Origin of the sequence: Pseudoalteromonas shioyasakiensis, from assembly GCF_019134595.1 — a bacterium.
In the GTDB taxonomy this organism is placed as follows: domain Bacteria; phylum Pseudomonadota; class Gammaproteobacteria; order Enterobacterales; family Alteromonadaceae; genus Pseudoalteromonas; species Pseudoalteromonas shioyasakiensis_A.
The window spans coordinates 3,099,265-3,126,120 of record NZ_CP077770.1 but is presented as its reverse complement, the minus strand read 5'-3'; the positions used below and the strand labels follow the sequence as shown (position 1 = coordinate 3,126,120).

Here is a 26,856-nt window from a genome sequence, read left to right as displayed (position 1 = left end):
GGCTGAAACTACAAATGGGACTGACCAAAAAAAATTCAAAAAGCTTACTCTTTTCTCTTGTTTTTTATTTTTATTATATGCGTATGTAAATAAAATGTATTGCAAAGAGTGGAAAAAAGGAATCATATAAAAGAAAACTTCATTTTTTAAAGCAGGAGACAGCCAAATGAAGACGCACACAAGAGGGGTAAGGGATGTAATAGACAGTCTATTTTTCTCTCTAGCGTAGAATAGTATTAAAGTTACAATAATTGGAGCGGCACACATTAACGTAATCAAACTTAACTGTTGAGAAATTTGTGATAAAAATCCATAAGTTTTATATTGTAAGCCCCAATAAGATTTTATGCTATCTGAGGTGAATATATTAAAAAAAGAACTTAGCCATAAGGCGTAAAGTGATACCTTAATTAAATTGATTTGTTGTTTTGTGAAATTAGAGCCACGTAAGCGGGAATATATCAGAAAACAACCAAAGGATTGTTTTATATAATGCCAGCCAACGGTAAAAAACATTAGATATAAAAGAAATACGAAGACATATTTGTTATTATTACGCAAACCCAAGAAAATAGTTAGCATTAAGAATGCTGGTACTAAATTTCCAACAAAGAAAAATGGAAATGACTTGAATATGTTGTTTTTAAACTCAAAATAAAAAATCTTATAACTCATTATAAAGTGTGGACCATTTACAAAGAAACTGAGTACCCACATAAGAAAAACATAATCAAAATCGATGAGGGAAGTATTTGAAAAAAAAACTAGAGAATAGACTATTAAAGAGAGCCCTCCAATGAACATGAAATCGGTTACAGGGGATATTAAACAACTTTTTTGAGTAACTGTCATTGAGGGAAGTAAGAGGTTAAAACCTCTTACTGTATCCTAAAGTAAAATTAAGGCGTAGCAGGAACGGTACAAGAACTTGGTAACCAACTAGCTTTCGCAGAACCTGAAACTGAGCCAGTACATACCCACTCAGAAATAGTGAATCCAGTTGTAAAGTTTGCAGCAGTAGCATCATTTGCACCATTTTTTGGCGTTAGAATAATCTTAAGGCCTGCCATGTCATCTTGTCCTGTTGCTTCGATTACACCAGCAGCAGATACTGTAGTGCCACTAACATACTTAGTTGCAACAAAACCTGTATCACAGTCATCAGGAGATTGACCAACTTGAGCCTTTTCTGATGCACAAGTTCTTGCTGTACTTGCTGCTAGCATTAGTTCTGTGCCCTTCGCTCTGGCTGTGTAATCTTGATAAGCAGGCAGTGCTACTGCTGCCAAAATACCGATGATTGCAACTACAATCATTAATTCAATTAGGGTGAAACCCTGTTGCTTTTGTTGTGTCATTTGTTCCTCTCCTAAAGGATATGATGATTTAGTAAGTTTAGCTGTAACTTCAGCGTTGTAAAATCAAGGCTTAATTTACAGGATAAATCTTACAATTTTACTTAAAGTTAGTTTGAGTAAAGCTTGATTATTAATAAAGTTTTACTAGAACGTACTATGTTCAGAGTTCATAAAATTACTTTAGCATTATTAAGCGTTTTTGGAAGCCATTTTCCTGTTAATAAAGTAATTTTTCAGAACTTTCCTACCTTTGTTTGATGTAAAATAAGCTTAGTTCTACATAGTTGTACTATTTATAAACACCGCACCCGCTCAGGAACTTATTGAATTGATTGCAATCTTGAGTAGGTTCAGGATGTGGGTATACAAAATAGTCAAAAGCGCTAAAAAGATATTGATTTTTTGTTATCTTCTCAGGTTTTTAACGTATTTAATGCTTTTTTTATTTTCTTGTCAACGAATTAGGTAAAGCATTAAATACGTAAGGGGAGGGGGTTAGGCGTTAAATCGCATTGAAAGATCGATTGATTGTAAATTTTTTGTAAGTGCGCCACTTGAAATAAAGTCAACACCGGCCTGTGAATAGGCTTTTAAGGTTTCAAGTGTCATGTTGCCAGAAACTTCAAGCTTTGCTCGCTTATCTGTAAGCACAACTGCTTGTTGAATTTGCTCTACTGTAAAGTTATCGAGCATTATGATATCAGCACCCGCTGTGATCGCTTGTTCAAGCTCATCAAGTGACTCTACTTCTACTTCAACAGGTTTTGTAGGGTGGTTGATTTTTGCTTGAGCAACGGCTTTATCAATACCACCGCAGGCAGCAATGTGGTTTTCTTTAATTAGGAATGCATCAAAAAGGCCTATGCGATGATTAGCACCACCACCACATTTTACAGCGTATTTTTGCAGCGCACGTAAACCTGGAATTGTTTTACGTGTGTCGAGTAGCTGCGTAGTCGTGCCTTCGAGCTCTTTTACATAATGAGCGGTTGTTGTTGCTGTACCAGAGAGTGTTTGTACAAAGTTAAGGGCAGTGCGCTCTGCGGTTAAAATTGCGCGAGCTGAGCCTGATGCTGTAAAGAGTGTACTATTTGCAGCTACTTTGTCGCCGTCATTTACGAGTACTTCAACGTTTACTGTAGGGTCAACTTGCTTAAATACTTCTAAAATAATGTCTTTACCACAAAATACACAGTCTTCACGGGTAATTACTTTGGCATTGGCTAGCTCATTTTCTGGAATTAGTTGCGCGGTAATATCACCGTCATTTGCGCTTTGGTAATCTAAATCTTCATCAAGGGCGAGTTTTACCAGTTGGCTAATTAAAGTGTGAGGGACTGACATGTCGAAAGCTCATTGTTTATTAATAAATTGGCGAAATTTTACTATGTTTAACCCCTTAATAGAAGACAAAGATCGACCACAGTCAAGTACCCTTACTCTTACTTTAAGTGATTGAATCAAAGCAACTAGACCCTGAGATTTTAACCCTTTACACTATTTAACTTTATTGTCATCGTTAGTTTTTAATATGCATATAAATGAATTGGGTCAACTAAACAATGTGTTACAAAGACCCTGTACACATTACGATGAGCGTCCTGAGGGCGAGGTGTCATTACTTGTTATTCATAATATTTCATTGCCAGCAGGGCAGTTCGCCACGCCTTATGTTGATGATTTATTTATGGGGGCAATTGATTGTACGGCACACGAAAGCTTTGCAGATTTAAAAGGCTTAAGAGTCTCTGCGCATTGCTTTATTCGTCGTACCGGTGAAGTTATTCAGTACGTGCCTTTTGAAAAACGCGCTTGGCACGCCGGTATCTCAACGTTTGAAGGCAGAGAGCGCTGTAATGACTTTAGCGTGGGCATTGAGCTTGAAGGTACAGATACGCAAGCGTATACCCAAGCCCAGTATAATGCATTACACTTAGTGACTAAGGCGTTGATGGCAAAGTACCCTGAGATAAACCGTTCACGCATTGTAGGCCACTGTGATATTGCACCGGGCAGAAAAACTGACCCTGGTGCGAGTTTTGATTGGCAATACTATTTTGATTTAGTGTTTTAGTTAAAGGATATAGGTAAAAGCATGATCTTAATTTCAATAATTATTGCTTTAGTGATTGAGCGCTTAGGGGCTCGCGCTAATTATTGGCAAATCGGTTTTTATGCCAATACCTATCTTAAGCACTCGCAAAAACAACTCTCAGAAAAAGGCTTATTTAATTCACCAACTGGTTTTTTAATTTGGTTAATGCTGCCTGTCGTTGCCGCAGGTTTAGTTTATCAACTCTCTGATTTTATTATTTGGCAGTTGGCTGTGAATGTTGCTGTGCTGCTGGTTTGTTTTGGCTGTGCTAAGCAACGTGCTCTATATAAGTCTTACTTAAATGCGTTAACCCGCAACGACCAAGAAGCGGCGACCTTATATGCATTACAAATGGGTCAAAAGAAGACAGAAGATGATCCTCAAGGTGAGACTTTTGGTCAAACTTTAGCTTGGCTAAATTTTCGCTTTTACTGTGCAGTTATTTTTTGGTTTGTGGTCTTAGGTGTACCTGGCGCGGTTCTTTATGCGCTAGTTCGAAACTTTGCTGATAAAGCCAGAGACGACCATAAAGTGGCTTACGCTAAACGTTTTAAACTGATCCATAGCTTACTGTTTTGGCTCGATTGGTTACCAGCACGGGTTGCAAGCTTTGGTTATTTAGTGATTGGTAACTTTAATAAAGGTACCAGTTGTTGGCTGAAATATGTGCTCGATTTTTCAGTGAGTAACCGAAAAGTGGTTACACAAACCGCACTTGCCGCTGAGCAAATCGAGCAGCAACATTTTGGCTGCACTTACGAAGCCACTTGCATGATGAAGCTTGTCAAAAGAAATGTATTGTTCTTTTTAGTGATCATCGCAGCATTAACCCTGTTTGGTGGCTTGGCGTAGCGTTTAAAGTTAGCGTGTTACGAGAGGTAGGACTGGCTTTAGCCGGGAATGTGTTTGAGTTAGCAAGTTTCAAGAGTAAAGCTTGTAGGAATGACTTTAGTCATGAATTGCTTTGTTAATGCACTTCGATTGAGTTTTAATTTTTCAGTACTGAAGTGCATCCTACTTCTAATTGTTTCCAGCACTCGACTCAACGACACGGTGGGGAACCCGCTGCTACGAAGCTACTCAATTCATCTAACATCTTAAATCTGGCCTCTAATAGCTTTGTCTATCAATCTGGTCTGACCATTTATTTTTTATTGTTTTTTCCTTCAGAAAAAGCCACTTTAATCCATACTGTTTAATCTTTAGACGAATTACGTTAGGGTGTAACTAGGCGCTGAACGTAGTGAAATTGACAGAAATACGGGTTTTTGATAACGTATGCGACAAATTTGGTATGACCAATTTACCTTTTTGGTCAAGGCACAAGGCTAAATACCCGATATTTATGGGGTTAGCGCATAACAATGCGGACGTTAATAAATGTCTTTAAAGATTAAAGCAGCAAAATTATCTGATGTAATTTTACAACAACTTGAGAATATGATTCTTGAGGGTTCGTTGGCGCCAGGCGAAAAGCTGCCTCCTGAACGTGAATTAGCGAAACAATTTGAAGTATCGCGACCTTCGCTGCGTGAGGCGATTCAAAAGCTAGAAGCTAAGGGGTTAGTAACGCGTCGCCAAGGTGGTGGAACGTTCGTAAAAAATCAGCTTGAAGAGGGGCTCACTGATCCGCTTTTTGATTTGATTAGTAAGCATCCAGAGTCACAATTTGATTTACTCGAATTTCGTCATGCCCTTGAAGGAATCGCAGCATATTATGCAGCTATGCGCGGCACTACGAATGACTTCAAAAAAGTAAAACAAAGCTTTGACAACATTGCGCTCGTTAATGACGACATTGTGCAAAAAGCAAAAGCAATTAATGCATTCCATTTTAGTGTGGCAGAAGCGTCTCATAACGTTGTACTGCTACATTTAGTTCGTGGTATGCAGGCCTTGCTAGAGCAAAATGTATTACAGAATTTAACTGTACTGTTAAAAAAACCACAGATCAGCCAGCAGCTCGCAGAACATAGACGACTGTTGATGGATGCGGTTATTGAAGGAAACCCAGAGCAAGCTCGTCTTGCTAGTAATGCTCACTTAGCCTTTATCGAAGAAGCCTTACTAGAGGCTGGCAAAGAGCATTCGCGGATTGAACGTAGTTTAAGACGCACCAAACAACATTAAGCAAGTGATTAGCTAAGTTTAGTTAACTACTTAATTTAAGATTTATTAAAATAATTAGTATTTTAAACATAAGGAAACCTCCATATGTCTGAAGTCAATAAAATTGACGTAGACGCGCTAGAAACACAAGAGTGGTTACAAGCCCTTGAGTCTGTTGTGCGTGAAGAAGGTGTTGAACGTGCTCAATTCTTACTTGAGCAAGTGTTAGAGCAAGCCCGTTTAGACGGTGTTGATATGCCTACTGGCACAACCACTAACTACGTTAATACCATTCCGGTAGATCAAGAACCTGCTTACCCAGGTGACGTAAACATTGAACGTCGTATCCGTTCAATCATTCGTTGGAATGCGATCATGATCGTATTACGCGCGTCGAAAAAAGATCTAGACTTAGGCGGCCATATGGCTTCTTACCAGTCTTCAGCTGCATTCTATGAAGTATGTTTTAACCACTTCTTCAAAGCACCAAACGATGTAGATGGTGGTGATTTAGTTTATTACCAAGGTCACATTTCTCCAGGTATCTATGCACGTGCATTTGTTGAAGGTCGTTTAACAGCTGAGCAGCTTGATAACTTCCGTCAAGAAGTTGATGGTAAAGGTCTTCCTTCATACCCACACCCTAAGTTAATGCCTGAATTCTGGCAGTTCCCTACGGTATCTATGGGTCTTGGTCCAATTGCCTCAATCTACCAAGCTCGTTTCTTAAAATACCTAGATGGTCGTGGCTTAAAAGACACTAAAAACCAACGTGTATACGCTTTCTTAGGCGATGGTGAAATGGATGAACCAGAATCACGTGGTGCAATCTCATTCGCTGCGCGTGAGAAGCTGGATAACCTATGTTACCTAATCAACTGTAACTTACAGCGTTTAGATGGCCCAGTAATGGGTAACGGTAAGATCATTCAAGAGCTTGAAGGCCTATTCAAAGGTGCAGGCTGGAACGTGATTAAAGTTGTATGGGGTAGTGGTTGGGATATCCTACTTGCTAAAGATACATCAGGTAAATTACTGCAGTTAATGAACGAAACTATTGACGGTGATTACCAAACATATAAAGCAAAAGACGGTGCATATGTTCGTGAGCACTTCTTCGGTCGTTACCCAGAAACAGCAGCACTTGTTGCTGATATGACTGATGAAGAAATCTTCGCACTTAAGCGTGGTGGTCATGAGCCTTCAAAACTATACGCTGCATTCAAAAAAGCGGAAGAAACCAAAGACCGTCCAACTGTTATCCTAGCTAAAACTGTAAAAGGTTACGGCATGGGTGAAGCGGCTGAAGGTAAAAACATCGCGCACCAAGTTAAGAAAATGGACATGACTCATGTTGAGCACTTACGTTCACGTTTAGGTCTACAAGATTTAGTTTCTGATGAAGAAATTAAAGACTTACCATATCTTACTCTTGAAGAAGGCTCTGAAGAGTACAAGTATCTTCACGCTCGTCGTGAAGCGCTTCAAGGTTACACACCTAAGCGTATTCCTAAGTTTTCTGAAAGCTTAACATTGCCAGAAGTTGACGCGTTTAAGCCAATACTTGAAGAGCAAAAACGTGACATCTCTACAACAATGGGCTTTGTACGTGCACTTAATGTGTTACTAAAAGACAAAGGCATTGGTAAAAACATCGTTCCTATCATCGCTGATGAAGCGCGTACATTTGGTATGGAAGGTTTATTCCGTCAAATCGGTATTTATAACCCGCATGGCCAAAACTACACTCCGCAAGACCGCGACATCGTTTCTTACTATAAAGAAGCAACATCAGGTCAGGTACTACAAGAAGGTATCAACGAGTTAGGTGCAATGTCATCATGGGTTGCTGCTGCAACATCATACAGCACTAACGATTTACCAATGATCCCATTCTACATCTACTACTCAATGTTTGGTTTCCAACGTGTAGGTGATATGGCGTGGATGGCCGGTGACCAACAAGCACGTGGTTTCTTACTAGGTGCTACGGCAGGTCGTACTACACTAAACGGTGAAGGTTTACAGCACGAAGATGGTCACAGCCACATTCTTGCTAACACGGTTCCTAACTGTATTTCTTATGACCCTACATTTGCATACGAAGTAGCGGTAATCATGCAAGACGGTATCCGTCGCATGTACGGTGAAGACCAAGAAAACGTGTTCTATTACCTAACGCTAATGAACGAAAACTACCATCAACCAGCAATGCCTGAAGGCGCTGAAGAAGGTATTCGTAAAGGTATCTACAAGCTTGAAACAGTGGCTGGCGATAAAGCGAAAGTACAGTTACTAGGTTCAGGTACTATCATGATTGAAGTGCGTAAAGCGGCACAAATCCTGAGCGAAGAGTATGGTATTGGTTCAGATGTATTCTCTGTAACATCATTCAACGAGTTAACTCGTGACGGTCAAGATGCTGAGCGTTTCAACATGCTTAACCCTGAAGCAGAGCAAAAGACTGCTTATATCACGAACGCATTAACAGATGCCGTGACTGTTGCAGCAACAGACTACATGAAGAACTACGCAGAACAAGTTCGTTCATTCGTACCAAGCAGCAACTACAAAGTGTTAGGTACTGATGGTTACGGTCGTTCTGATAGCCGTGAAAACTTACGTCGTCACTTCGAAGTGAATGCTGGTTATGTTGTGGTTGCAACACTATCTGAGCTTGCTAAACGTGGTGAAGTTGAGAAGTCAGTGGTTGTTGAAGCAATCAAGAAATTCGACATCGACACAAACAAAGTTAACCCGCTATACGCATAAGAGGTTCCAATGAGTATTGAAATTAATGTACCAGATATCGGTGGCGATGAAGTTGAAGTAACCGAAATCCTTGTTAGCGTTGGTGATAAGGTTGAGGTTGACCAATCGTTATTAACGGTTGAAGGCGACAAAGCATCAATGGAAGTACCTGCTGCACAAGCAGGTACGGTTAAAGAAATTAAAGTAGCTGAAGGTGATACGGTAACTACAGGTTCACTTATCATGATCTTCGAAGGTGAAGAACAAGCTGCGGCTCCTGCAGAGGTTAAAGAAGAAGCGCCAGCTCCAGCAGCTGCGCCTGCAGCTTCTGCTGTGCAGGAAGTAACAGTGCCAGATATCGGCGATGATGAAGTTGAAGTAACTGAAATCATGGTTGCGGTAGGTGACACGGTTGAAGAAGAGCAATCTTTATTAAGCGTTGAAGGCGATAAAGCATCAATGGAAGTACCTGCTCCAATCGCGGGTACGGTTAAAGAGATCAAAATCGCGACTGGCGATAAAGTGAAAACGGGCTCTCTAATCTTCGTTTTTGAAACAGCTTCAAGCGGTTCAGAAGCGCCTGCTGCAGAATCAGTACCAGCTGAAGCTGCGCCGGCAGCAGCGGCATCAAGCACTAAAGAAGTTAACGTGCCTGATATCGGTGGTGACGAAGTTGAAGTAACCGAAGTGATGGTTGCTGTTGGCGATAAGGTTGAAGAAGATCAATCAATCTTAAACGTTGAAGGCGATAAAGCATCAATGGAAGTACCAGCACCATTTGCCGGTACTGTTAAAGAAATCAAAGTAGCAGCTGGGGATAAAGTATCAACTGGCTCACTTATCTTTGTATTTGAAGTAGCGGGTAGTGCACCAGCACCAGCAGCAGCACCTGCTCCTGCAAAAGCTGAAGCCGCTCCTGCAGCAAAAGCGCCTGCGGCTGAAAAGCCAGCATCAGCACCTGCAAGCAACGAAGGTTTTGCAGATAACAAAGCGTATGCACATGCATCACCAGTTGTTCGTCGTTTAGCGCGTGAGTTTGGTATTAACCTAGCAAACGTAAAAGGCACGGGTCGTAAGAATCGTGTAGTGAAAGAAGACGTACAAAACTACGTGAAAGACCTTGTGAAGAAAGTTGAGTCAGGTCAGCTATCTGCAGGTAAAGGTAATGCCGGTGGCGGTGAGTTAGGTCTTATCCCTTGGCCTAAGGTTGATTTTGCTAAGTTTGGTGAAATTGAAGAGAAGAAACTTTCTCGTATCCAGAAGCTATCAGGTGCTAACTTACATCGTAACTGGGTGCAAATCCCGCATGTTACACAGTTTGACGAAGCTGATATCACAAGCCTTGAAGCATTCCGTAAAGAGCAAAATGCCCTTGCAGAGAAGAAAAAGCTGGGTGTTAAAATCACACCACTTGTATTTGTGATGAAAGCAGCGGCGAAAGCATTGGCTGAATTCCCAACGTTTAACTCTTCACTGTCTGAAGACGGCGAAAGCTTAATCTTGAAGAAATACATCAACATTGGTGTTGCAGTTGATACGCCAAATGGCTTAGTTGTTCCAGTGTTCAAAGATGTTGATAAGAAAGGCATCATTGAGCTTTCTCGTGAGTTAATGGATATTTCTAAGAAAGCACGTGACGGCAAGCTAACGTCATCTGATATGCAAGGCGGTTGTTTCACAATCTCAAGCCTTGGTGGTATCGGTGGTACAGCGTTTACACCAATTGTGAATGCGCCAGAAGTTGCTATCTTGGGTGTATCTAAGTCAGAAATGAAACCTAAGTGGAATGGCAAAGAGTTTGAACCTAAATTAATGGTTCCATTATCAATGTCATACGACCATAGGGTTATTGACGGTGCACTAGCAGCACGCTTTACTGTGACGCTAGCAAGCTACATGAGCGATATTCGTCAATTGGTGATGTAATCGCCTCATAAATTATAAGAATCAAATCCCAGCAAGTTGTTTTTTGCTGGGATTTTTACCATTGGCAATGATACAATCTTTGCTATAGAACAATCTTGGTATAGATATCTGCTCTCCCTTTCTGCCTTGCAGAAACATGGCAGTTAAACTTAGGGGCAGTGTCCCGTTCAAACATTTAAGGTAATAGCATGAGCAACGAATTAAAAACTCAAGTTGTTGTACTAGGCGGTGGTCCTGGTGGTTATTCTGCGGCTTTCCGTGCTGCTGACTTGGGCTTAGAAGTTACACTGGTAGAATCTCGCAACACATTAGGCGGTGTATGTCTAAATGTGGGTTGTATTCCTTCAAAAGCACTTTTACACGTAGCTAAAGTGATTGATGACGCAGCTGAAATGTCATCTCACGGCGTTACTTTTGGCAAGCCTGAAATCGACCTAGACAAAATCCGTGATTGGAAAGAGTCTGTAATCGGTCAACTTACTGGCGGCCTAGACGGCATGGCTAAAATGCGTAAAGTGAAAGTAGTTAGCGGCTACGGTAAATTCACTGGTAGCAACACACTTGCTGTTGAAGGTGAAGACGGTACAACAACAATCACTTTTGACAATGCTATTATTGCAGCGGGTTCTCAGCCTGTTAACTTACCTTTCATCCCTGAAGATGACCGTGTAATTGACTCAACAGGTGCGCTAGAGCTTAAAGACGTTCCTGAGAAACTACTTGTTTTAGGTGGTGGTATCATCGGTCTTGAAATGGGTACTGTATACCGTGCACTAGGTTCTGAAATCGACGTAGTTGAGTTTGCTGATCAATTAGTACCAGCAGCTGATAAAGACGTTATCAAGATCTACCAAAAATACGTTAAGAACAAGTTCAACGTAATGCTTTCTACTAAAGTTGTTGGCGTTGAAGCGAAAGAAGACGGTCTATACGTTTCATTCGAAGGCAAAAACGCACCAGCTGACGCAGTACGTTACGACAAAGTACTTGTTGCTGTTGGTCGTACACCTAACGGTAAATTACTTGACGCTGATAAAGCAGGCGTTAACGTGGATGAGCGTGGTTTCATCAATGTTGATAAACAGCTTAAAACAAACGTTGATCACATCTTCGCTATCGGTGATATCGTTGGTCAACCAATGCTTGCACACAAAGCGGTTCACGAAGCTCACGTTGCTGCAGAAGTTATCTCTGGTCAGAAACACTTCTTTGATCCTAAGTGCATTCCTTCAATCGCATACACAGATCCAGAAATCGCATGGGTTGGTGTAACTGAGAAAGAAGCTAAAGAGCAAGGCTTAAGCATCGAAACTGCTGTATTCCCTTGGGCTGCTTCTGGCCGTGCAATTGCTTCAGCACGTACTGAAGGTCAAACTAAGCTAATCTTCGATAAAGACTCAGGTCGTGTTATCGGTGGTGCTATGGTTGGTATCAATGCAGGTGAAATGCTAGGTGAAATCGGCTTAGCTGTTGAAATGGGCGCAGACGGTGAAGACCTAGCGTTAACTATTCACGCTCACCCAACATTAAACGAATCAATCGGTCTAGCTGCTGAAATCTTCGAAGGTTCAATCACTGACCTTCCAAACAAAAAAGCAATTAAAAAGAAGTAAGTTCTTTTGACTAATCGTTTTAAAAACCCAGCTCCGGCTGGGTTTTTTATTTTTAGCAATAAGTCATCAGCTTTCAGAACACTCTCTCCTTATAGCTCGCAGCTTAAAACTTAGATTAATATCTATTCCCCATATTTTTAGCTACAATACGCGCCGTTTAATTATCTGGTAAATATAGTGGCTACTATCTCAAATAATTCAGTGTTAATGCTTCGTGCTCAGCAAATGACTGAGTCTCGTCGTGAATTCAAAGCGCGAGGAGCAAAGCTAACGCGTTGTGAGCGTTGTTTATTAGCCGAACACTATTGTATTTGTGAAGGCGTTGAGCAAGCTCAGTGTGATGCCGCGGTCTGTTTACTTATGTACCATAATGAGAGTTTTAAGCCGTCAAATACTGGCCGTTTAATTGCTGAAATCGTGCCAGATAACCATGCCTTTAAGTGGGATAGAACAAATCCAGATGAAGCCTTATTAAGCTTGTTGGCAGATCCTCAGTATCAGCCAATGGTTATTTTTCCTGCCAGCGATGTTGATGATGAAGAGCGCGTGATCACCGAAGTAACTCCTGTTGAAGGTAAGCGTCCATTGTTTATCTTCTTAGATGGTACTTGGCGCGAAGCAAAGAAAATGATCCGTAAAAGCCCTTATCTAGATAATTTTCCTGTGCTTTCAATTACGCCTGAAAAGCTATCGGATTACCGATTGCGTGTTGCTCCGCATGAGCATCAACTAGGCACCGCTGAAGTGGCTATTATGGTACTTGCCCTTGCGGGTGAAGAAGATGCTACACAAAAGCTTGAGCAACATTTTATTAAGTTTAGAGATGCTTACCTGCTAGGTAAGCGTAATAAGGGACGCCCAGAGAAATAACTCTTTACTAAATTTTAGGCAAAAGAAAAGCGCGTACTATCTCTAGTCGCGCTTGCGGAATCTTCTTAATTTTTTGCATCCTGCAATTGAATCTAATCAACTCCCTAAACTTTGCCAATCCATGCTATTACACTTTACTTATTGGTTCTGTGCAATATAAGGCAATCCCGCCTTGTTTCCTTGTTAGTCCTTTACATCCATGCTGGTAAATACTTTACCACTCCCTTACGTGTCATCCTGACACTATCCCTTTATTTGCAAATCCGTTGCGATGCCCTAACGGCCTGTCCTTTATTCCACTTTTTGAACTTCCTGTATAACAACGTCCTGTTGTTATGCCATTCCACATCATCCTGATGTTGTCCGTAGGTTGTCACTCCATTGCGTTACTCTTCCTGAGCCTGTCCTTGATTCCTTATTCTCCTAATGAACCTTATTCCGCGGTATTATGAGTAATGCTTCCTTATCCATCTACTCATTAAGCTTCTTGCTTAGTTGATGTAAGTAATTATAGAGAAATGGGAAAAGCTGAGTAGGTCAAAATCTTACTTAATCTGCTGGTTATTTTATTGTCATTTAAAGTATATTGTTATATTTCAAATATTTATCTTGTTTTGTGCAGTGTTTGCTGGTGGTTTTTACTCAATAACTGCCATGTGGGTGAGATATGTCTTACATGCAAATTCCTAAATGGCAGTTAGGTTGATTGAAATATAAGTTTAAACGGGTGCACTTTGCCCTAACTCTAGGTAAAATATTTTGATAATTGTTACTATTTAGGTGCTATAAAATGAAGAAAACAGCCTTAGTATTACTTAGCGCATTATTAAGCGCGCCTACATTTGCTGCAGATGTAGTAAATATTTACTCGTTTCGTCAACCATTCTTAATTCAGCCTATTTTGGATGATTTCACTAAGCAAACAGGTATTAAAACTAACGTGGTTTTTGCCAAAAAAGGGTTAATTGAACGTGTAAAGCGTGAAGGTAAGCACAGTAAGGCTGATTTAGTATTAACCTCTAATTTTAGTGCGCTGATTCAATTAGAGGACTTAGGCTTAACGCAATCAATTAATAGTGATGTGGTTAATGCGAATGTGCCAAGCACTTTTCGCGATGCCGACGGTCAATGGATAGCACTTACTAAACGTGTACGTAATGTTTACTCTGCAAAAGAGCGTGTTGGTGCACTTGGTGAGTTAACTTACGAAGATTTAGCGGACCCAAAATACAAAGGTAAAATCTGTACTCGCTCTGGCAAACATCCATACAATTTAGGTTTAGTTGCTTCTATGGTCGCTCACCATGGCGAAGCAAAAACTAAGCAATGGCTTGAGGGCGTAAAAGCCAATTTAGCACGAAAGCCGCAAGGTAATGATAGAGCGCAAGTCAAAGCCGTGAAAGAAGGTTTATGCGATCTGGCGTTAGGCAACAGCTATTATTTCGGCAAAATGATGCAAGATGAGCAGCAAAAATCATGGGCTGAAGCGGTATATATTAATTTCCCTAACCAAACAAACCGCGGTTCTCATATCAACGTATCGGGCGTTGTTATGACCCGTTATGCTAAAAACCCTGAAAATGCCTTGAAACTGATTGAGTATATGACCGACAATAAGGCGCAAAATATGTATGCTTCAGTTAATATGGAATACCCTGTAAAGCAAGGGGTTGCATTATCTGAAATGGTTGCATCATGGGGTGAGTTTAAAGAAGATAGCCTCCCTCTTGATGAGATCAGCAAATATCGCCCTGTGGCACTGAAGCTGATTGATGAAGTAAAGTTTGATTTATAACGAGGATATTTCTCGTAACACATTTTTATAAAAGCTGTTTTTTAACAGCTTTTATTTTATCTGGTATTAATCCACTTATGCATGTGAAGTTTTCGCTGTCGCGTTGGCAGCTTATAGCCTGGCTTATTGGCCTGTTGCTTGTTACGCCATTAGGCTTTTTATTATTTGAATCTCTGCAAGGAGATTCAGATGTATTTCAGCACCTTTTCGATACCGTGCTTTGGGATTATACCCGTAGTACTCTCATACTTATTGCAGGGGTGGGGCTGCTGAGCTGTGTAATTGCATTGCCGTTAGCTTGGTTAACTGCATATTGTGAGTTTCCTGGGCGTAAGCAATTTGAATGGGCATTAATGTTGCCATTAGCAATGCCAACTTATCTTATCGCTTATGTGTATACCGACTTACTTGATTACGCAGGGCCAGTACAAATCGCCCTTCGAGACTGGTTTGGTTGGCAATCACCAGACGATTACTGGTTTTTTGATATTCGTACACTAACTGGGGCTATTATTATGATTGCCTTGGTACTCTATCCTTACTTATTCCTTATTTTTAAAACGGCACTCAGAGAGCAGTCTTTTAAACTAGTACAAGCTAGTCAGCTGATGGGGTTATCACCATTACAAAGCTTTTTACGCGTTAGTTTGCCCCTTGGTCGTGGGGCGATTGTGGCAGGCGTTACATTGATCAGTATGGAAGCGATGGCTGATTTTGCTACGGTTAATTACTTTGCTGTGAGCACACTGACGACCGCTGTTTACGATACTTGGCTTGGCTATTACTCATTAACTGCAGCGGCGAAAATTTCAGGCATTATGTTACTGATTTTGTTTTTAACCATCATGGTTGAACGCTTTAGTCGTCGCAACCAAGCTGTGTATGAGCGTCAGTCAAGCGTTAACAGCGCAACCTTGTATCGCTTAAAAGGCGGTGGGGCATGGGCTGCAAGCTTGGCTTGTACCGTTGTGTTGGTATTGGCTTTTATCTTACCAGTTGGGGTGTTAGTTAAATACGCCATTGTCTATGCAGATGAAGCATGGAATGGGGCATTTTTTAATTACGCTTGGCAAAGCTTTAAAGTGGCTGTTGTGGTGAGTATTGCAACTATCCTATTGAGCTTATTGGTATTGTTTTATCAGCGCATTGCGAAACAAGCTTACCCTTTGATCCCTGGGCGTTTAGCAAGTACTGGCTACGCCTTACCTGGTACGGTGTTAGCCATTGCCGTATTACTACCATTAACTCAGCTAGATGATGCATTAAACAATTGGCTTGAGCCTTTTGGTCTATCACCGGGCTTACTTTTGAGCGGCACTTTATTTGCAATGATTTTTGCTTATGTTGTACGTTTTTATGCGATTGCGCATGGCGCGCTTGAAAGCAGTTTTTTACGTATTAGCCCATCGCTAGATATGGCCAGCCAATCAATGGGCAAAGGGCCCTTACAAACCTTGTGGCGAGTACATTTACCACTGTTAAAGCGCGGCATTCTAACAGCTGGCTTGTTAGTATTTATTGAGTGCATGAAAGAATTACCTGCAGCTCTATTACTCAGGCCTTTTAATTTTGAAACCCTAGCTACTCATGTTTTTCAATATGTTAGTGATGAGCAATTGGAGCTTGCGTCAATTTCAGCCTTGTTTATCGTGTTAGTTGGGTTAATCCCTTTGTATTTCGTTAATCGTTCGATGGAGCAAAATCACTCATGAGTCATTTGATAATTAAAGACTTAGCTTATCAGTACAATGCGACTCAGGTGTTGAGTGAACTAAACCTCAATGTTGAACAAGATGAAATCGTCTGTTTGCTTGGCGCTAGTGGCTGTGGCAAAACCACAACCTTAAAGGCAATTGCCGGGATTTTACAGCCTGAGCAAGGCTATATGAGTATAGATTCAAAAGTAGTCAACGATAGTGGGCTGTTTGTTGCACCGGAAAAACGTAATATTGGCATGATGTTCCAAGACTATGCGCTGTTTCCTCATTTAACGGTAAGCGACAACATAGCGTTTGGCCTAAGCAATATGAGCAAAGGGCAAAAGCGAGAGCGTGTAGATGAAATGCTCAGCCTTGTTAAACTCGATGGTTGTGCACAGCGATATCCGCATCAGCTTTCTGGTGGTCAGCAGCAACGAGTGGCAATAGCCCGTGCACTTGCTTACAAACCAAGTTTATTATTACTTGATGAGCCATTTTCGAATATTGATACACAAGTGCGTTTTGAGCTGATTGCTGATATACGCCGCATTATTAAAGCTCAGCAGGTTTCTGCGGTATTTGTTACCCACTCTAAGGAAGAAGCTTTCGCATTTGCTGACACGCTTGCGGTTATGCATGGCGGAAAAATCGCCCAACAAGGCTCTCCTGAGCAGTTATTTAGCCAACCTAACTCAAAGGTGGTTGCAGAGTTTCTTGGTACGGGCATATACTTAACGGCAAAAGTATTAACGCCAACTGAATACGAAACGGCGTTTGGTGTGGTTCACTCATTGACACCGAACAATGCAGATTGTCAGCAAGGTCAAGTGTATATAAGGCCGCACCATATTCAGTTGTGTGAAGCTGCGCACAGTGACGCAAACAGTTTAACCATCTTGCACAGGCGCTTTATCGGTACGCGTTATGTATATCGAATCAATATTGCAGGGCAAGAGTGTGAAGTTGCTGCAGAGCAAGACCGCGTGTTAGCTGTTGAGCAGCCTGTAAAAATAAAAATAATGCCGCACACAGTCAATTTTTTTCATGATTAGTAATCTTGGATCCTTGGCTTTGTGCAAATAACGAGAAGCTAAGGATTCACTATGGCGCAAGCGCAATCTGGGATTTGTGCTGAAGCAAACTTACATGGTTTGCACCTGTTTTTTAATGTTTACGATGGCCATGATGAGTCATTACGTAAAAAACTAAAACGCGTTAGCATCATTCAAGATGAGTTTGCTGATCAGTTCTCAGAAGCCATGCTATCGTGCGTGGTTGCCCTTGGTGCTCAATATTGGCCGCATATTCTGCCCGAGTTTATCCCTAGCCAATTGCAAAGCTTTCCGAATGTGACTCATAGTGAGCATGTGATTAGTGCTCAGCCATTTGACTTGTTTGTGCAAATTCGCTCAGACCGTGAAGATGTAAACCACCTATTTGCTCTGCAAATTCTAAAATTATTAACACCGGATGTTGAGCTGGTGGAGCAGGTCCGTAATTTTCGGTTTTTAGATGGACGTGATTTTAACGGCTTTATTTATGCAGGCGATACACCTCATGGCCGTCAAAAACGCAGCACAGCACTTATCAACAAACCGGGTCACTTTGAAGACCAAGGCAGTTATATTCATGTTCAGCGCTTTGTGCATGATTTGAGTGTCTGGCAGCATTTATCGTTGTCTGAGCAAGAGCAAATCATGGGGCGCACGCGTCTAGATAACACCTTGATTGTGCCTGCTGTAGAAACCAGTCATGCGGTTCGCAGTGAATTAAAAGATGAGCATGGACAGCCGCTATTACTTAACCAAAGTATGCCATTTGGTGATGTGCATAAGCAGGGGATTTTAATGGTTTCGTGTGCTGCGCAAGGGGATGGGTTTGAACAGGTATTAAAAAGTCGCTTGGGGCAGGGCGATTGCTATGATCATTGGCTCGATTTTACTCAAGCCGATATGGGATCTGCCTTTTTCGCCCCGTCAGTAAACTTCTTAAAGCAACTTTAAACGGTATCGAATAAAGTGCGCACGCGATCAAGCGTCACATCGATTTCAGAAATCTTCGCAGGGGCGATAAAAATAGTGTCGTCGCCTGCAATGGTGCCGAGTACACCATCCGCCTTACCGAGTGAATCAAGTAAACGAGCAATTAATTGTGCTGCACCTGGACTGGTGCGAATAATAATCATCATTTCGTTATGCATAATATCAATAACAAGCTGACGCAGTGGGCTTTTCGCTGTTGGCACACCCATTTCAGCCGGTAAACAATAGACCATTTCTTGTTTTGCATTACGAGTACGTACTGCACCGAACTTGCTTAACATGCGAGAGACTTTACTTTGACTAATATTATCAAAGCCTTGCTCTTTTAATGCTTCGACAATCTCACCTTGTGAGCCGAAGTTTTCTTCTTTTAATAGCGCTTTAAACGCTTTGATCAGTGCTTCTTGTTTGTCTTGTGGTTGCATGTTGCCGTTTCTTTATTCATAAAATGTAGGGTAATTCTACACAACTCTGCATATTTATGCAGTATTAGTTTACAAAGTCGTCCAAAATGCTGTGTCTTTACAGCCAAGTTTACAACTATGGTCGAAATTATACGCGAAATAAGCAGGATAAATTTGTTTTTAGTCGCTAATTTCATTATCTTTAGGGCCACAAATATTTCCTACCTCAAATTACGGAGAATTCCAATGAAAGTTGCTGTTTTAGGCGCAGCTGGCGGTATCGGCCAAGCATTGTCTTTATTATTAAAAACAAGTTTACCTGCAGGTTCTGAATTATCGTTATACGATGTTGCCCCTGTTGTTCCTGGTGTAGCGGTTGATCTTTCTCACATCCCAACAGACGTTAAAGTTGAAGGCTTTGGTGCTGACAGCCTAGACGCAGCATTAGCTGGTTGTGATATCGTTCTTATCCCAGCGGGTATGCCACGTAAGCCAGGCATGGACCGTGCGGACCTTTTCAACGTAAACGCAGGTATCATCAAAACATTAGCTGAAGGCATCGTTAGAAACTGTCCTAAAGCGTTAGTAGGTATCATCACTAACCCAGTAAACGGCACAGTGCCAATCGTTGCTGAAGTATTCAAAAAAGCGGGTACTTACGATGCTAACCGTGTATTCGGTATCACAACGCTTGACGTGATCCGTTCAGAAGCATTTGTTGCTGAACTTAAAGGTTTAAGCGCAACTGACGTTAAAGTTCCAGTGATCGGTGGTCACTCAGGTACTACAATTCTTCCGCTTCTTTCTCAAGTTGAAGGTGTTACTTTCACTGACGAAGAAGTTGCAGCATTAACTCCACGTATCCAAAACGCAGGTACTGAAGTTGTTAACGCTAAAGCGGGTGGTGGTTCAGCGACTCTTTCAATGGGTGCTGCAGCAGCACGCTTCTGTATGTCTTTAGTTAAAGGTTTACAAGGTGAAGAAGTTGTTGATTACGCATATGTTGCAGTTGAAAACGGTGACGCAGCATACTTCGCACACCCAGTTCGTCTAGGTAAAAACGGCGTTGAAGAAATCCTTTCTTACGGTGAGTTAAGTGCATTCGAAGAGCAAGCTAAAAACGACATGCTAGCTACACTTAACAAAGACATCCAAGAAGGTGTTGATTTCATCAACGGTTAATTCCGACAGATGATAGGCGATTTTTAAAATCGCCGAAAACAAAAAAGCCTGCAAATGCAGGCTTTTTTAATGGCTCGAATAAATAGCGTTTAGTGATCGCGGGCAACGGCGATGCGTGCCAAACTCTCTAAGGCTTGTTTGTACGGTGTGTCTGGTAAGAACGCAATACAAGCAATTGCTTTGTCAGCTTCTTGCTCAGCTTTTTGCATTGCAAACTCAAGGGCCTTAGTGTCAGCTAATGCCGCTAGAATGCTCTCTAAGTGGTCCATACCATTACCAAGCTCAATTGCTTCGCGTACTAGCTTAACTTGCTCTGGTATGCCTTTTTGCATTGCGTAGATAAGCGGTAGGGTAGGTTTACCTTCAGCTAAATCATCGCCAATGTTTTTACCAAGTTGCTCGGCATCAGCGTTGTAATCAAGAACATCATCGACTAATTGGAATGCAGTGCCAAGATGCATACCGTATAAGTTTAATGCTTCAAGGGTTTGTTCGTCTTGCTCGGTAATGATTGCAGCAAGGCCGGTTGCAGCTTCGAACAATTTTGCCGTTTTGCTGTAAATAACCTGCATATAGCTTTGTTCTGTCGTGTCAGGGTCATTACAGTTCATTAGCTGTAACACTTCACCTTCAGCGATGACATTGGTTGCATCAGCTAAAATTTGCATGATTGGCATTTTACCTAGGCCAACCATAAGCTGAAATGAACGTGTATAGATAAAGTCACCGACCAAAACGCTCGCTGCATTACCAAACTCTGCGTTTGCTGTAGGCGTACCACGGCGCAAATGTGACTCGTCGACAACGTCGTCATGCAATAAAGTTGCGGTATGAATAAATTCGATGATAGTGGCAAGCGTAATATGGTCTTTGCCCTCATAACCAAGAGCTTTTGCCGCTAAAATAGCCAACATAGGACGAACGCGTTTACCACCGCTGTTTACTATGTATAAACCGAGTTGGTTAACCAATGCGACATCTGAGCGCATTTGGGCATGTATAAGTTGATTGACGTCATCCATTTCATTTTCGATTAACGTCTGGATAGCTTTTATATCCATTGATCTCCGAGCCAATATTTATGGGTATACGGGGCTGATTGTACAACAAAAAAAGCACTTGCTCGATATTTTGTGATGATTCAGTAAAAAAACACTGTAAAGTTTTTTATTTAAGAGCAATTTTGGCAAGATAAATTTATAACCTTGATTAATAAGTGATCAGCTTTTTGAATTTTAAAGGTGCGTATTATTAGCGTAATTTAATTGTCATGAGATCGTAAAAACCGCTTGGCATGTGGTGTTTTTAGGATAGAATAGGGGAAAATATTGAATTGCTCTCAATGCAGCTATTTTTTATTCATTTTATCGAAAAAGAGGCTTGCTAGTTTTTGCACATTAGCGTAAACTTCGCGCCCTATTGAAGAATATTTTAGTTGCGTCGATTTGAGGGCGCACAGACGGAGTTAATTATGTACGCGGTTTTCCAAAGTGGTGGTAAACAGCACCGTGTGACTGAAGGTCAAACAATTCGTCTTGAGAAATTAGACGTTGAAACTGGTGCAGCAGTTGAATTTGATTCAGTACTTTTAGTTGCTGATGGTGAGAAAATCGAGATCGGTGTACCGTTCGTAAACGGTGGTAAAGTAACAGCTGAGGTTGTTTCACACGGTCGCGGTGAGAAAGTTAAGATTGTTAAATTTAGACGTCGTAAGCATTCTCGTAAGCAAATGGGCCATCGTCAATGGTTCACTGAAGTTAAAATCACTGGCATTAGCGCTTAATTAGAGGTACTGAGAAATGGCACATAAAAAAGCAGCTGGTAGTACTCGTAACGGTCGCGATTCAGAAAGCAAACGCCTAGGTGTTAAGCGTTTTGGTGGCGAATCAGTTCTAGCGGGTAGCATCATTGTTCGTCAACGTGGTACTCGTTTCCACGCTGGCGCAAACGTAGGTATCGGTAAAGACCACACTATCTTCGCAAAAGCAGATGGTAAAGTTCAATTCGAACAGAAAGGTCCTTTAAACCGTAAATACGTAAATATCGTAGCTGAGTAATCATCTCGATATTTGAAAAACCCCGCCTTTGCGGGGTTTTTTGTTTTAAGGCACATAATAGTGCGTATAAATATATACCTAAGCGCCTTGGCATTGGGTGCCGAATAGGGCACTTAGGTATATAATAGAGTTATTAACAAGCCAATCTTAAAGTGAGTAATCATGAAGTTTGTAGATGAAGTAGAAATTCGTTGTGACGCGGGTGATGGCGGCAGCGGTGTCGTATCTTTCCGACGTGAAAAATATGTACCAGATGGCGGTCCTGATGGCGGCGACGGTGGCGATGGCGGCAGCGTTTATCTACAAGCCGATGAAAACTTAAATACGTTAATTGATTACCAATTTGAGCGTTTTCATAAAGCAGAGCGCGGCACAAATGGTCAAAGCCGTAACATGACTGGTAAAAAAGGCGCTGATTTAACGCTTAAAGTACCTGTTGGTACGCGTATCATTGATGTTGATACTGAAGAGTCATTAGGTGATTTGACCCAGCATGGTCAAAAGGTTGTTGTTGCAAAAGGTGGTTTCCATGGCTTGGGGAATGCACGTTTTAAATCAAGTACAAACCGCGCTCCGCGTCAAAAAACACTAGGTACACCTGGTGAAGTTCGCAGCTTACGCCTAGAGCTAATGCTACTTGCAGATGTTGGCTTACTTGGTTTACCAAATGCAGGTAAATCAACGTTTATCCGCAGTGTTTCTGCAGCTAAACCAAAAGTGGCTGATTACCCGTTTACGACGCTTATTCCTAATCTTGGTGTAGTACGCCCAGATGCGAATAAGTCATTTGTAATTGCTGATATCCCTGGCCTAATCGAAGGGGCTTCAGATGGTGCTGGCCTTGGTATTCGCTTCTTAAAGCACTTAGAGCGTTGTCGTGTATTACTGCATATCATTGATGTTATGCCTGTTGATGGCACAAATCCGGTTGATAATGCCTTTGCGATTATTAATGAGCTGCACCAATACAGCCCTAAACTTGCTGAAAAGCCGCGCTGGTTAGTATTTAACAAAATTGACCTATTACCAGAAGATGAAGCTGAAGCGCTGTGTAATGAAATTGCCGAAGAGCTAGGTGAAGAGGTTAATGTTTACCGTATCTCTGCTGCAAATAAGCAAAATACCCAAGCGCTATGTCATGACATTATGGCGCTACTTGATAGTATGCCAAAAGAGAAATTCGCTGAAGAAGAGAAAGAAGAAGTTGAGTTTAAATGGGATACTTACCATCAGAAAGCGACCTCTCAAGACGATGATGATTGGGATGACGACTGGGATGATGATGACTACGATGTAGAAGTTATCTACCAACGATAAAATTTAAAACTGAAAAGGAGCCATGCGCTCCTTTTTTATTAATAAGAAAAAAGTATTAAGGTTTAGTGTGAAAATTTCAATGATTGCTGCTATGGCAAATAACCGAGTAATTGGCCAAGACAACCAAATGCCATGGCATTTACCCGCCGATCTGCAACACTTTAAAAAAGTAACTATGGCAAAGCCTGTGATCATGGGTCGTAAAACGTTTGAATCAATAGGCCGCCCTTTACCAGGTCGTCAAAATATTATTATCACGCGTAATGCTGAATACACAGCTGAAGGAATTGAGGTAGTTACTTCTCCAGAGGCTGCGCTGGAATTGGTTGCTGATGTTGAAGAAGTAATGATTATAGGTGGCGGTAATATATACGAACAATTTCTATCTCAAGCAGATCGTCTATACTTAACATTCATCGACCTTGAAGTGGCCGGTGATACGCAGTTCCCAGATTACGAAAGTGTTGCTAATTGGACGATTGCCGAGCAAGAACAGCATCAGCCTGATAACAAAAACCCTTACTCGTATACTTTTGTAACCCTGTACAAAAACTCGTAACATTATTGCGGTAAAATTAATTAGTTGGTACAATATTACACAATCTTGGTAAGAAGAAAGTATTACATAAGGGCAAAATATGATGAAGTTACCAAATATGTTACTTGCAGCGGCTGTTGTTTCAGCGTCAGTTGCGTATACAGCACCAGCAAAAGCTGATGACCAATTAGCGGTTTCTATCTGTGAGTATATCGCAGCTGATGATAAAAACCGTTTACGTAGTAAGCTGAAAAGCTCACGTGTGAAAATTCGTAACATCTTTGATGCTGTAAAATGTAACGGCAACAATATGCTTCGTCATGCAATTGAAAGCGGCGCTGCGGATGCTGGTGAATACATCGTTAAGAACTTATCTAAAAGCTCTTTAGAAGACGGTGCAGACATCGCATGGGCAGAATCAAACGGCCACGGTGGTTCTCCACTAATCGCTGTTATTAAAGACCGCGCTGGCCTTTAATTTAAACGCCAATAGAATTTAAGAAACCGCACTCGTTGCGGTTTTTTTGTGCCTGAAAAACGCTTCGTTAACTTCATACCAATCCGCAATAATACTTAATCATTTTGAGGGATTAAACCTATCGCTATCTGCGTTAAAAATTTCTGATTTAGAGCAACTAAATAACGAAATTTTTGCCTTGCTATCAACGAGGTTTTATTGCCTCAAAATAGACTACTTAATTAAGCGAATTGGTATCATACCTACTCGCAATAATACGTTATTATTTTGTATTAAATAATGTGCCTGCATGGGTGTAGGAGGCAGGAAAATATTAAGAGTAATCACCTCAAAAGAGCATTTAATTAAGCGAGTTGGTGTGAATAGATACAAAAAAACCGTGTTTGCTTTCACAAACACGGCTTCTATATTTGTTAGCTCGTAGCTCGTAGCTCGTAGCTCGTAGCTCGTAGCTCGTAGCTCGTAGCTCGTTTACAGCTTCTTAAACTTTAAACGCATCGACCGATAAACGTAGTTCTTCCGCTAATTTAGCAACTTCTGAACTTGAAATATTGGTTTGGTTTGCGCCTTCAGCTGTTTGTTCTGCAATTGCTACAATCGACTCTAAGCGTTCGCTAATCTCTTGTGAAACTTGCTGTTGCTCATGAGCAGCTGTTGAGATTTCTTCACTTACGTTATGGGCCTGTGCAACGGCTGCAGTGATTGAATCAAGGGCCGTATTTGCAAGGTCTGATTGCTCAACACACGACTCAGCTTGTTGCTTACCTTTCGACATTGCCGATACAGCAGCCTCAGCGCCAACCTGAAGCGATTCAATCATAGCTTGGATCTCTTGGGTCGACTCTTGAGTCTTGCTCGCTAGAGAGCGTACTTCGTCAGCTACTACGGCGAAGCCTCGGCCTTGTTCACCAGCACGGGCTGCTTCAATGGCTGCATTAAGCGCAAGTAGGTTTGTTTGCTCTGCAATGCCACGAATAACATCTAAGATGCCACCAATTGATGCGCTATCTTTGTGTAGCTTATTGATAACTTGTGAAGCATCATCAACTTCACGGGCAAGTTGTTCAATAGTCGCCTTGTTTTGCGAAGAAATACCTTTAACACGGTCAGCTTCTTTATCAGCGTTCTTGATTTCGCTAAGTGCCTGTTGAGCACTGCTGCTTACCGCTTGTGATGTGCTGCTCATTTCAGTGGTTGCTGTGGCAGCCTGTTCTACTTGCGCTTGTTGATTACGAATAGCTTGGCTTGACTCTTCAGTGATTGCTGAAGTTTCTTCAGAAGCCGCAGCAAGCTGGGTTGAGCGAGAGATAATACCTTGAATAAGCGTACGTAAACTTTCGATTAGCGTATTACAACTACGTGATAGTTCACCGAACTCGTCTTTAGCTGAGTCGTCTAGACGTTGAGTCATATCGCCGCTAGCAACAATATCAAGAATACGGTTTACTTCAGAAAGAGGCTTAGTAATACGGCTAACAGTAACTGCCGCCACAGCAATGGCAATTAAAGTAGCAATAACCATAGCAACCCAAGTCCAAATGGTTGCCGTAGATACGTTACCACTTACATCTTGTTGTAAGTCAAAAGCAAGTACCGTTGCTTGGTCAACAAGCTCTTTAAGTTGCTTTAGGGCTTCGGTCGTTGATTTTTCTGCATTGGCCAGCTCAGCTTGAGTTTGTGAAATTGCATCAATTAAACGTTTTTTATTTGCAGATAGGCTGTTGTTGCCACGTACGTTATTTACAAGGTTTTCAACATAACCGTTTAGGTCGTTATATAAATCAGCGTTATTTTCTATGATTGCTGGGCGAATAAGGCCAAGGCTTCGCTCTACTTCTTCTAGATAATAAACTTGTTCGTTCTTCACGATATCTAACGTGTTAAGAGTTTTAACCGTTAACATATCGGTACTATTAGTCACTACCGACTGGAAGTTGTTTTCCATGTTGTTAGCAGCTTGGTAGGCGCGTGCATTGTTTTCTTCAAGGCCATCAATATCAATGATATCAAGCACAACAGAGTTAGCATCTTCGGCGCTGATTTCGATATTTTCAAGCTGAGTGCGTAGTGTATTGTTAAGCTCGAGTTGAGTTTTTTTATCTTTAAAAAGATTATCGACAGACTTGGCAAAGCGCTTATAAGTTTGCTCAACCTCTTGGCTGCTTTGTTTTAATTTAGGATCGTTACTTACGATCTGCTGCAGCTCTTGATAAGAGCTATCGTAACGCTTTTTCTGCTCAGTAAAGTTCTTGCGAAGAGCTGCTAATTCATCTTGTGATGTGGTGTAAAAGCTCGCTTGCGCTGATTTACTCATCAGGATGAATTCAACCTGCAATTCATAACTTTTGTCGAGGGCCGGTAATGACAGCTGATTAACTCGCTGTGTCGATTGATCAATGTTGGTAATTCTGATCAACGAGTTACCACCAATAAAAAGCAGGAGTAACGTAATAACAATAAAGCCACCCCAAATACGCTGTCTAACGGTCAAGTTCATATGTAATTCCAGAAAATAGTACTAATCATCACTTATCGGCAAGGTTGCCAATTAGTTAAGTATTTAAATTTAATTAGCTTTAAATTAAATTAACTTTAATTGTTATAAATCTAACAGATGTTCA

22 protein-coding genes are annotated in these 26,856 nt (G+C 41.3%); 17 read left to right on the top strand and 5 right to left on the bottom strand.

Annotation, left to right across the window (positions count from 1 at the left end):
• Window positions 1-899 precede the first annotated feature (899 nt).
• The gene (locus tag KQP93_RS14495) at window positions 900-1,358 is read right to left on the bottom strand and encodes a pilin (protein ID WP_217874981.1); all 459 of its coding nucleotides are present in this window, start codon (window positions 1,356-1,358) and stop codon (window positions 900-902) included.
• Window positions 1,359-1,853: 495 nt separating this feature from the next.
• The gene (gene nadC / locus KQP93_RS14490) at window positions 1,854-2,702 is read right to left on the bottom strand and encodes a carboxylating nicotinate-nucleotide diphosphorylase (RefSeq protein WP_217874980.1); all 849 of its coding nucleotides are present in this window, start codon (window positions 2,700-2,702) and stop codon (window positions 1,854-1,856) included.
• A 187-nt stretch (window positions 2,703-2,889) separates the two neighbouring features.
• On the opposite strand from nadC, the gene ampD reads away from it, so the two are divergent.
• From ampD to KQP93_RS14435, 11 genes are all read left to right on the top strand, one after another.
• On the top strand, window positions 2,890-3,432 hold the full coding sequence (gene ampD, locus KQP93_RS14485; RefSeq protein ID WP_217874979.1) for a 1,6-anhydro-N-acetylmuramyl-L-alanine amidase AmpD: 543 nt from the start codon (window positions 2,890-2,892) through the stop codon (window positions 3,430-3,432).
• Window positions 3,433-3,453: 21 nt separating this feature from the next.
• Complete coding sequence (gene ampE / locus KQP93_RS14480) at window positions 3,454-4,305, top strand: beta-lactamase regulator AmpE (protein WP_217874978.1); 852 nt, start codon at window positions 3,454-3,456, stop codon at window positions 4,303-4,305.
• Between the two features lie 528 nt (window positions 4,306-4,833).
• Window positions 4,834-5,583 (top strand): pyruvate dehydrogenase complex transcriptional repressor PdhR, encoded by a 750-nt coding sequence (gene pdhR, locus KQP93_RS14475; protein ID WP_036965924.1) that lies wholly within the window; start codon window positions 4,834-4,836, stop codon window positions 5,581-5,583.
• Window positions 5,584-5,667: 84 nt separating this feature from the next.
• Complete coding sequence (gene aceE, locus KQP93_RS14470) at window positions 5,668-8,334, top strand: pyruvate dehydrogenase (acetyl-transferring), homodimeric type (protein WP_217874977.1); 2,667 nt, start codon at window positions 5,668-5,670, stop codon at window positions 8,332-8,334.
• 9 nt (window positions 8,335-8,343) lie between these two features.
• Complete coding sequence (gene aceF, locus KQP93_RS14465) at window positions 8,344-10,239, top strand: pyruvate dehydrogenase complex dihydrolipoyllysine-residue acetyltransferase (protein WP_217874976.1); 1,896 nt, start codon at window positions 8,344-8,346, stop codon at window positions 10,237-10,239.
• A 188-nt stretch (window positions 10,240-10,427) separates the two neighbouring features.
• Window positions 10,428-11,852, top strand: coding sequence for a dihydrolipoyl dehydrogenase (gene lpdA / locus KQP93_RS14460; protein ID WP_217874975.1), 1,425 nt, complete (start codon window positions 10,428-10,430; stop codon window positions 11,850-11,852).
• A gap of 207 nt (window positions 11,853-12,059) precedes the next feature.
• Entirely contained in the window at window positions 12,060-12,722 is a 663-nt protein-coding gene (locus KQP93_RS14455; RefSeq protein WP_175078513.1) for a tRNA-uridine aminocarboxypropyltransferase, read from the top strand.
• A gap of 790 nt (window positions 12,723-13,512) precedes the next feature.
• Window positions 13,513-14,517 carry a Fe(3+) ABC transporter substrate-binding protein gene (locus tag KQP93_RS14450; protein ID WP_209327232.1) on the top strand — a complete coding sequence of 335 codons (1,005 nt, stop codon included), beginning with the start codon at window positions 13,513-13,515 and terminating at the stop codon, window positions 14,515-14,517.
• 77 nt (window positions 14,518-14,594) lie between these two features.
• A complete protein-coding gene (locus tag KQP93_RS14445) occupies window positions 14,595-16,229 on the top strand; it encodes an ABC transporter permease (RefSeq protein WP_217874974.1) in 1,635 nt (544 codons plus the stop codon).
• The gene (locus KQP93_RS14440; RefSeq protein ID WP_217874973.1) at window positions 16,226-17,269 is read left to right on the top strand and encodes an ABC transporter ATP-binding protein; all 1,044 of its coding nucleotides are present in this window, start codon (window positions 16,226-16,228) and stop codon (window positions 17,267-17,269) included. Before KQP93_RS14445 ends, KQP93_RS14440 begins: the two co-directional genes overlap by 4 nt.
• A gap of 51 nt (window positions 17,270-17,320) precedes the next feature.
• Window positions 17,321-18,220, top strand: a complete 900-nt coding sequence (locus KQP93_RS14435) for a Dyp-type peroxidase (protein ID WP_217874972.1) — start codon at window positions 17,321-17,323, stop codon at window positions 18,218-18,220.
• Here KQP93_RS14435 and argR read toward each other — a convergent pair.
• Window positions 18,217-18,684: a transcriptional regulator ArgR gene (gene argR, locus KQP93_RS14430; RefSeq protein ID WP_054551012.1), complete on the bottom strand. Its 468-nt coding sequence runs from the start codon at window positions 18,682-18,684 to the stop codon at window positions 18,217-18,219. The two genes, KQP93_RS14435 and argR, sit on opposite strands and share 4 nt — an antisense overlap.
• Before the next feature lie 225 nt (window positions 18,685-18,909).
• Here argR and mdh point away from each other — a divergent pair, with 225 nt between their 5' ends.
• Entirely contained in the window at window positions 18,910-19,845 is a 936-nt protein-coding gene (gene mdh / locus KQP93_RS14425; RefSeq protein WP_105181340.1) for a malate dehydrogenase, read from the top strand.
• A gap of 89 nt (window positions 19,846-19,934) precedes the next feature.
• Here mdh and ispB read toward each other — a convergent pair whose 3' ends face one another.
• Window positions 19,935-20,906 (bottom strand): octaprenyl diphosphate synthase, encoded by a 972-nt coding sequence (ispB, locus tag KQP93_RS14420; protein ID WP_217874971.1) that lies wholly within the window; start codon window positions 20,904-20,906, stop codon window positions 19,935-19,937.
• 410 nt (window positions 20,907-21,316) lie between these two features.
• On the opposite strand from ispB, the gene rplU reads away from it, so the two are divergent.
• From rplU to KQP93_RS14395, 5 genes are all read left to right on the top strand, one after another.
• Window positions 21,317-21,628, top strand: coding sequence for a 50S ribosomal protein L21 (gene rplU / locus KQP93_RS14415; RefSeq protein ID WP_036965957.1), 312 nt, complete (start codon window positions 21,317-21,319; stop codon window positions 21,626-21,628).
• A 16-nt stretch (window positions 21,629-21,644) separates the two neighbouring features.
• Window positions 21,645-21,902 (top strand): 50S ribosomal protein L27, encoded by a 258-nt coding sequence (rpmA, locus tag KQP93_RS14410; RefSeq protein WP_054551015.1) that lies wholly within the window; start codon window positions 21,645-21,647, stop codon window positions 21,900-21,902.
• 162 nt (window positions 21,903-22,064) lie between these two features.
• Window positions 22,065-23,219, top strand: coding sequence for an Obg family GTPase CgtA (gene cgtA, locus KQP93_RS14405; RefSeq protein WP_054562776.1), 1,155 nt, complete (start codon window positions 22,065-22,067; stop codon window positions 23,217-23,219).
• Between the two features lie 79 nt (window positions 23,220-23,298).
• Window positions 23,299-23,778, top strand: a complete 480-nt coding sequence (folA, locus tag KQP93_RS14400) for a type 3 dihydrofolate reductase (protein ID WP_440590141.1) — start codon at window positions 23,299-23,301, stop codon at window positions 23,776-23,778.
• A gap of 79 nt (window positions 23,779-23,857) precedes the next feature.
• Entirely contained in the window at window positions 23,858-24,235 is a 378-nt protein-coding gene (locus tag KQP93_RS14395) for a DUF3718 domain-containing protein (RefSeq protein ID WP_062566166.1), read from the top strand.
• Window positions 24,236-24,716: 481 nt separating this feature from the next.
• Here KQP93_RS14395 and KQP93_RS14390 read toward each other — a convergent pair whose 3' ends face one another.
• Window positions 24,717-26,732 (bottom strand): methyl-accepting chemotaxis protein, encoded by a 2,016-nt coding sequence (locus KQP93_RS14390; RefSeq protein ID WP_217874969.1) that lies wholly within the window; start codon window positions 26,730-26,732, stop codon window positions 24,717-24,719.
• Window positions 26,733-26,856: the final 124 nt, after the last annotated feature.

Bases quoted from the DNA above. Each gene is read 5' to 3' on its own strand.
- pdhR (WP_036965924.1), top strand. From the start codon at position 4,834: ATGTCTTTAAAGATTAAAGCAGCAAAATTATCTGATGTAATTTTACAA.
- nadC (WP_217874980.1), bottom strand. From the start codon at position 2,702: ATGTCAGTCCCTCACACTTTAATTAGCCAACTGGTAAAACTCGCCCTT.
- ampE (WP_217874978.1), top strand. From the start codon at position 3,454: ATGATCTTAATTTCAATAATTATTGCTTTAGTGATTGAGCGCTTAGGG.
- ispB (WP_217874971.1), bottom strand. From the start codon at position 20,906: ATGGATATAAAAGCTATCCAGACGTTAATCGAAAATGAAATGGATGAC.
- KQP93_RS14395 (WP_062566166.1), top strand. From the start codon at position 23,858: ATGATGAAGTTACCAAATATGTTACTTGCAGCGGCTGTTGTTTCAGCG.
- KQP93_RS14455 (WP_175078513.1), top strand. From the start codon at position 12,060: ATGCTTCGTGCTCAGCAAATGACTGAGTCTCGTCGTGAATTCAAAGCG.
- KQP93_RS14445 (WP_217874974.1), top strand. From the start codon at position 14,595: ATGCATGTGAAGTTTTCGCTGTCGCGTTGGCAGCTTATAGCCTGGCTT.
- KQP93_RS14495 (WP_217874981.1), bottom strand. From the start codon at position 1,358: ATGACACAACAAAAGCAACAGGGTTTCACCCTAATTGAATTAATGATT.
- argR (WP_054551012.1), bottom strand. From the start codon at position 18,684: ATGCAACCACAAGACAAACAAGAAGCACTGATCAAAGCGTTTAAAGCG.
- lpdA (WP_217874975.1), top strand. From the start codon at position 10,428: ATGAGCAACGAATTAAAAACTCAAGTTGTTGTACTAGGCGGTGGTCCT.
- folA (WP_440590141.1), top strand. From the start codon at position 23,299: ATGATTGCTGCTATGGCAAATAACCGAGTAATTGGCCAAGACAACCAA.
- KQP93_RS14450 (WP_209327232.1), top strand. From the start codon at position 13,513: ATGAAGAAAACAGCCTTAGTATTACTTAGCGCATTATTAAGCGCGCCT.
- rpmA (WP_054551015.1), top strand. From the start codon at position 21,645: ATGGCACATAAAAAAGCAGCTGGTAGTACTCGTAACGGTCGCGATTCA.
- mdh (WP_105181340.1), top strand. From the start codon at position 18,910: ATGAAAGTTGCTGTTTTAGGCGCAGCTGGCGGTATCGGCCAAGCATTG.
- aceF (WP_217874976.1), top strand. From the start codon at position 8,344: ATGAGTATTGAAATTAATGTACCAGATATCGGTGGCGATGAAGTTGAA.
- KQP93_RS14390 (WP_217874969.1), bottom strand. From the start codon at position 26,732: ATGAACTTGACCGTTAGACAGCGTATTTGGGGTGGCTTTATTGTTATT.
- aceE (WP_217874977.1), top strand. From the start codon at position 5,668: ATGTCTGAAGTCAATAAAATTGACGTAGACGCGCTAGAAACACAAGAG.
- KQP93_RS14440 (WP_217874973.1), top strand. From the start codon at position 16,226: ATGAGTCATTTGATAATTAAAGACTTAGCTTATCAGTACAATGCGACT.
- rplU (WP_036965957.1), top strand. From the start codon at position 21,317: ATGTACGCGGTTTTCCAAAGTGGTGGTAAACAGCACCGTGTGACTGAA.
- ampD (WP_217874979.1), top strand. From the start codon at position 2,890: ATGCATATAAATGAATTGGGTCAACTAAACAATGTGTTACAAAGACCC.
- KQP93_RS14435 (WP_217874972.1), top strand. From the start codon at position 17,321: ATGGCGCAAGCGCAATCTGGGATTTGTGCTGAAGCAAACTTACATGGT.
- cgtA (WP_054562776.1), top strand. From the start codon at position 22,065: ATGAAGTTTGTAGATGAAGTAGAAATTCGTTGTGACGCGGGTGATGGC.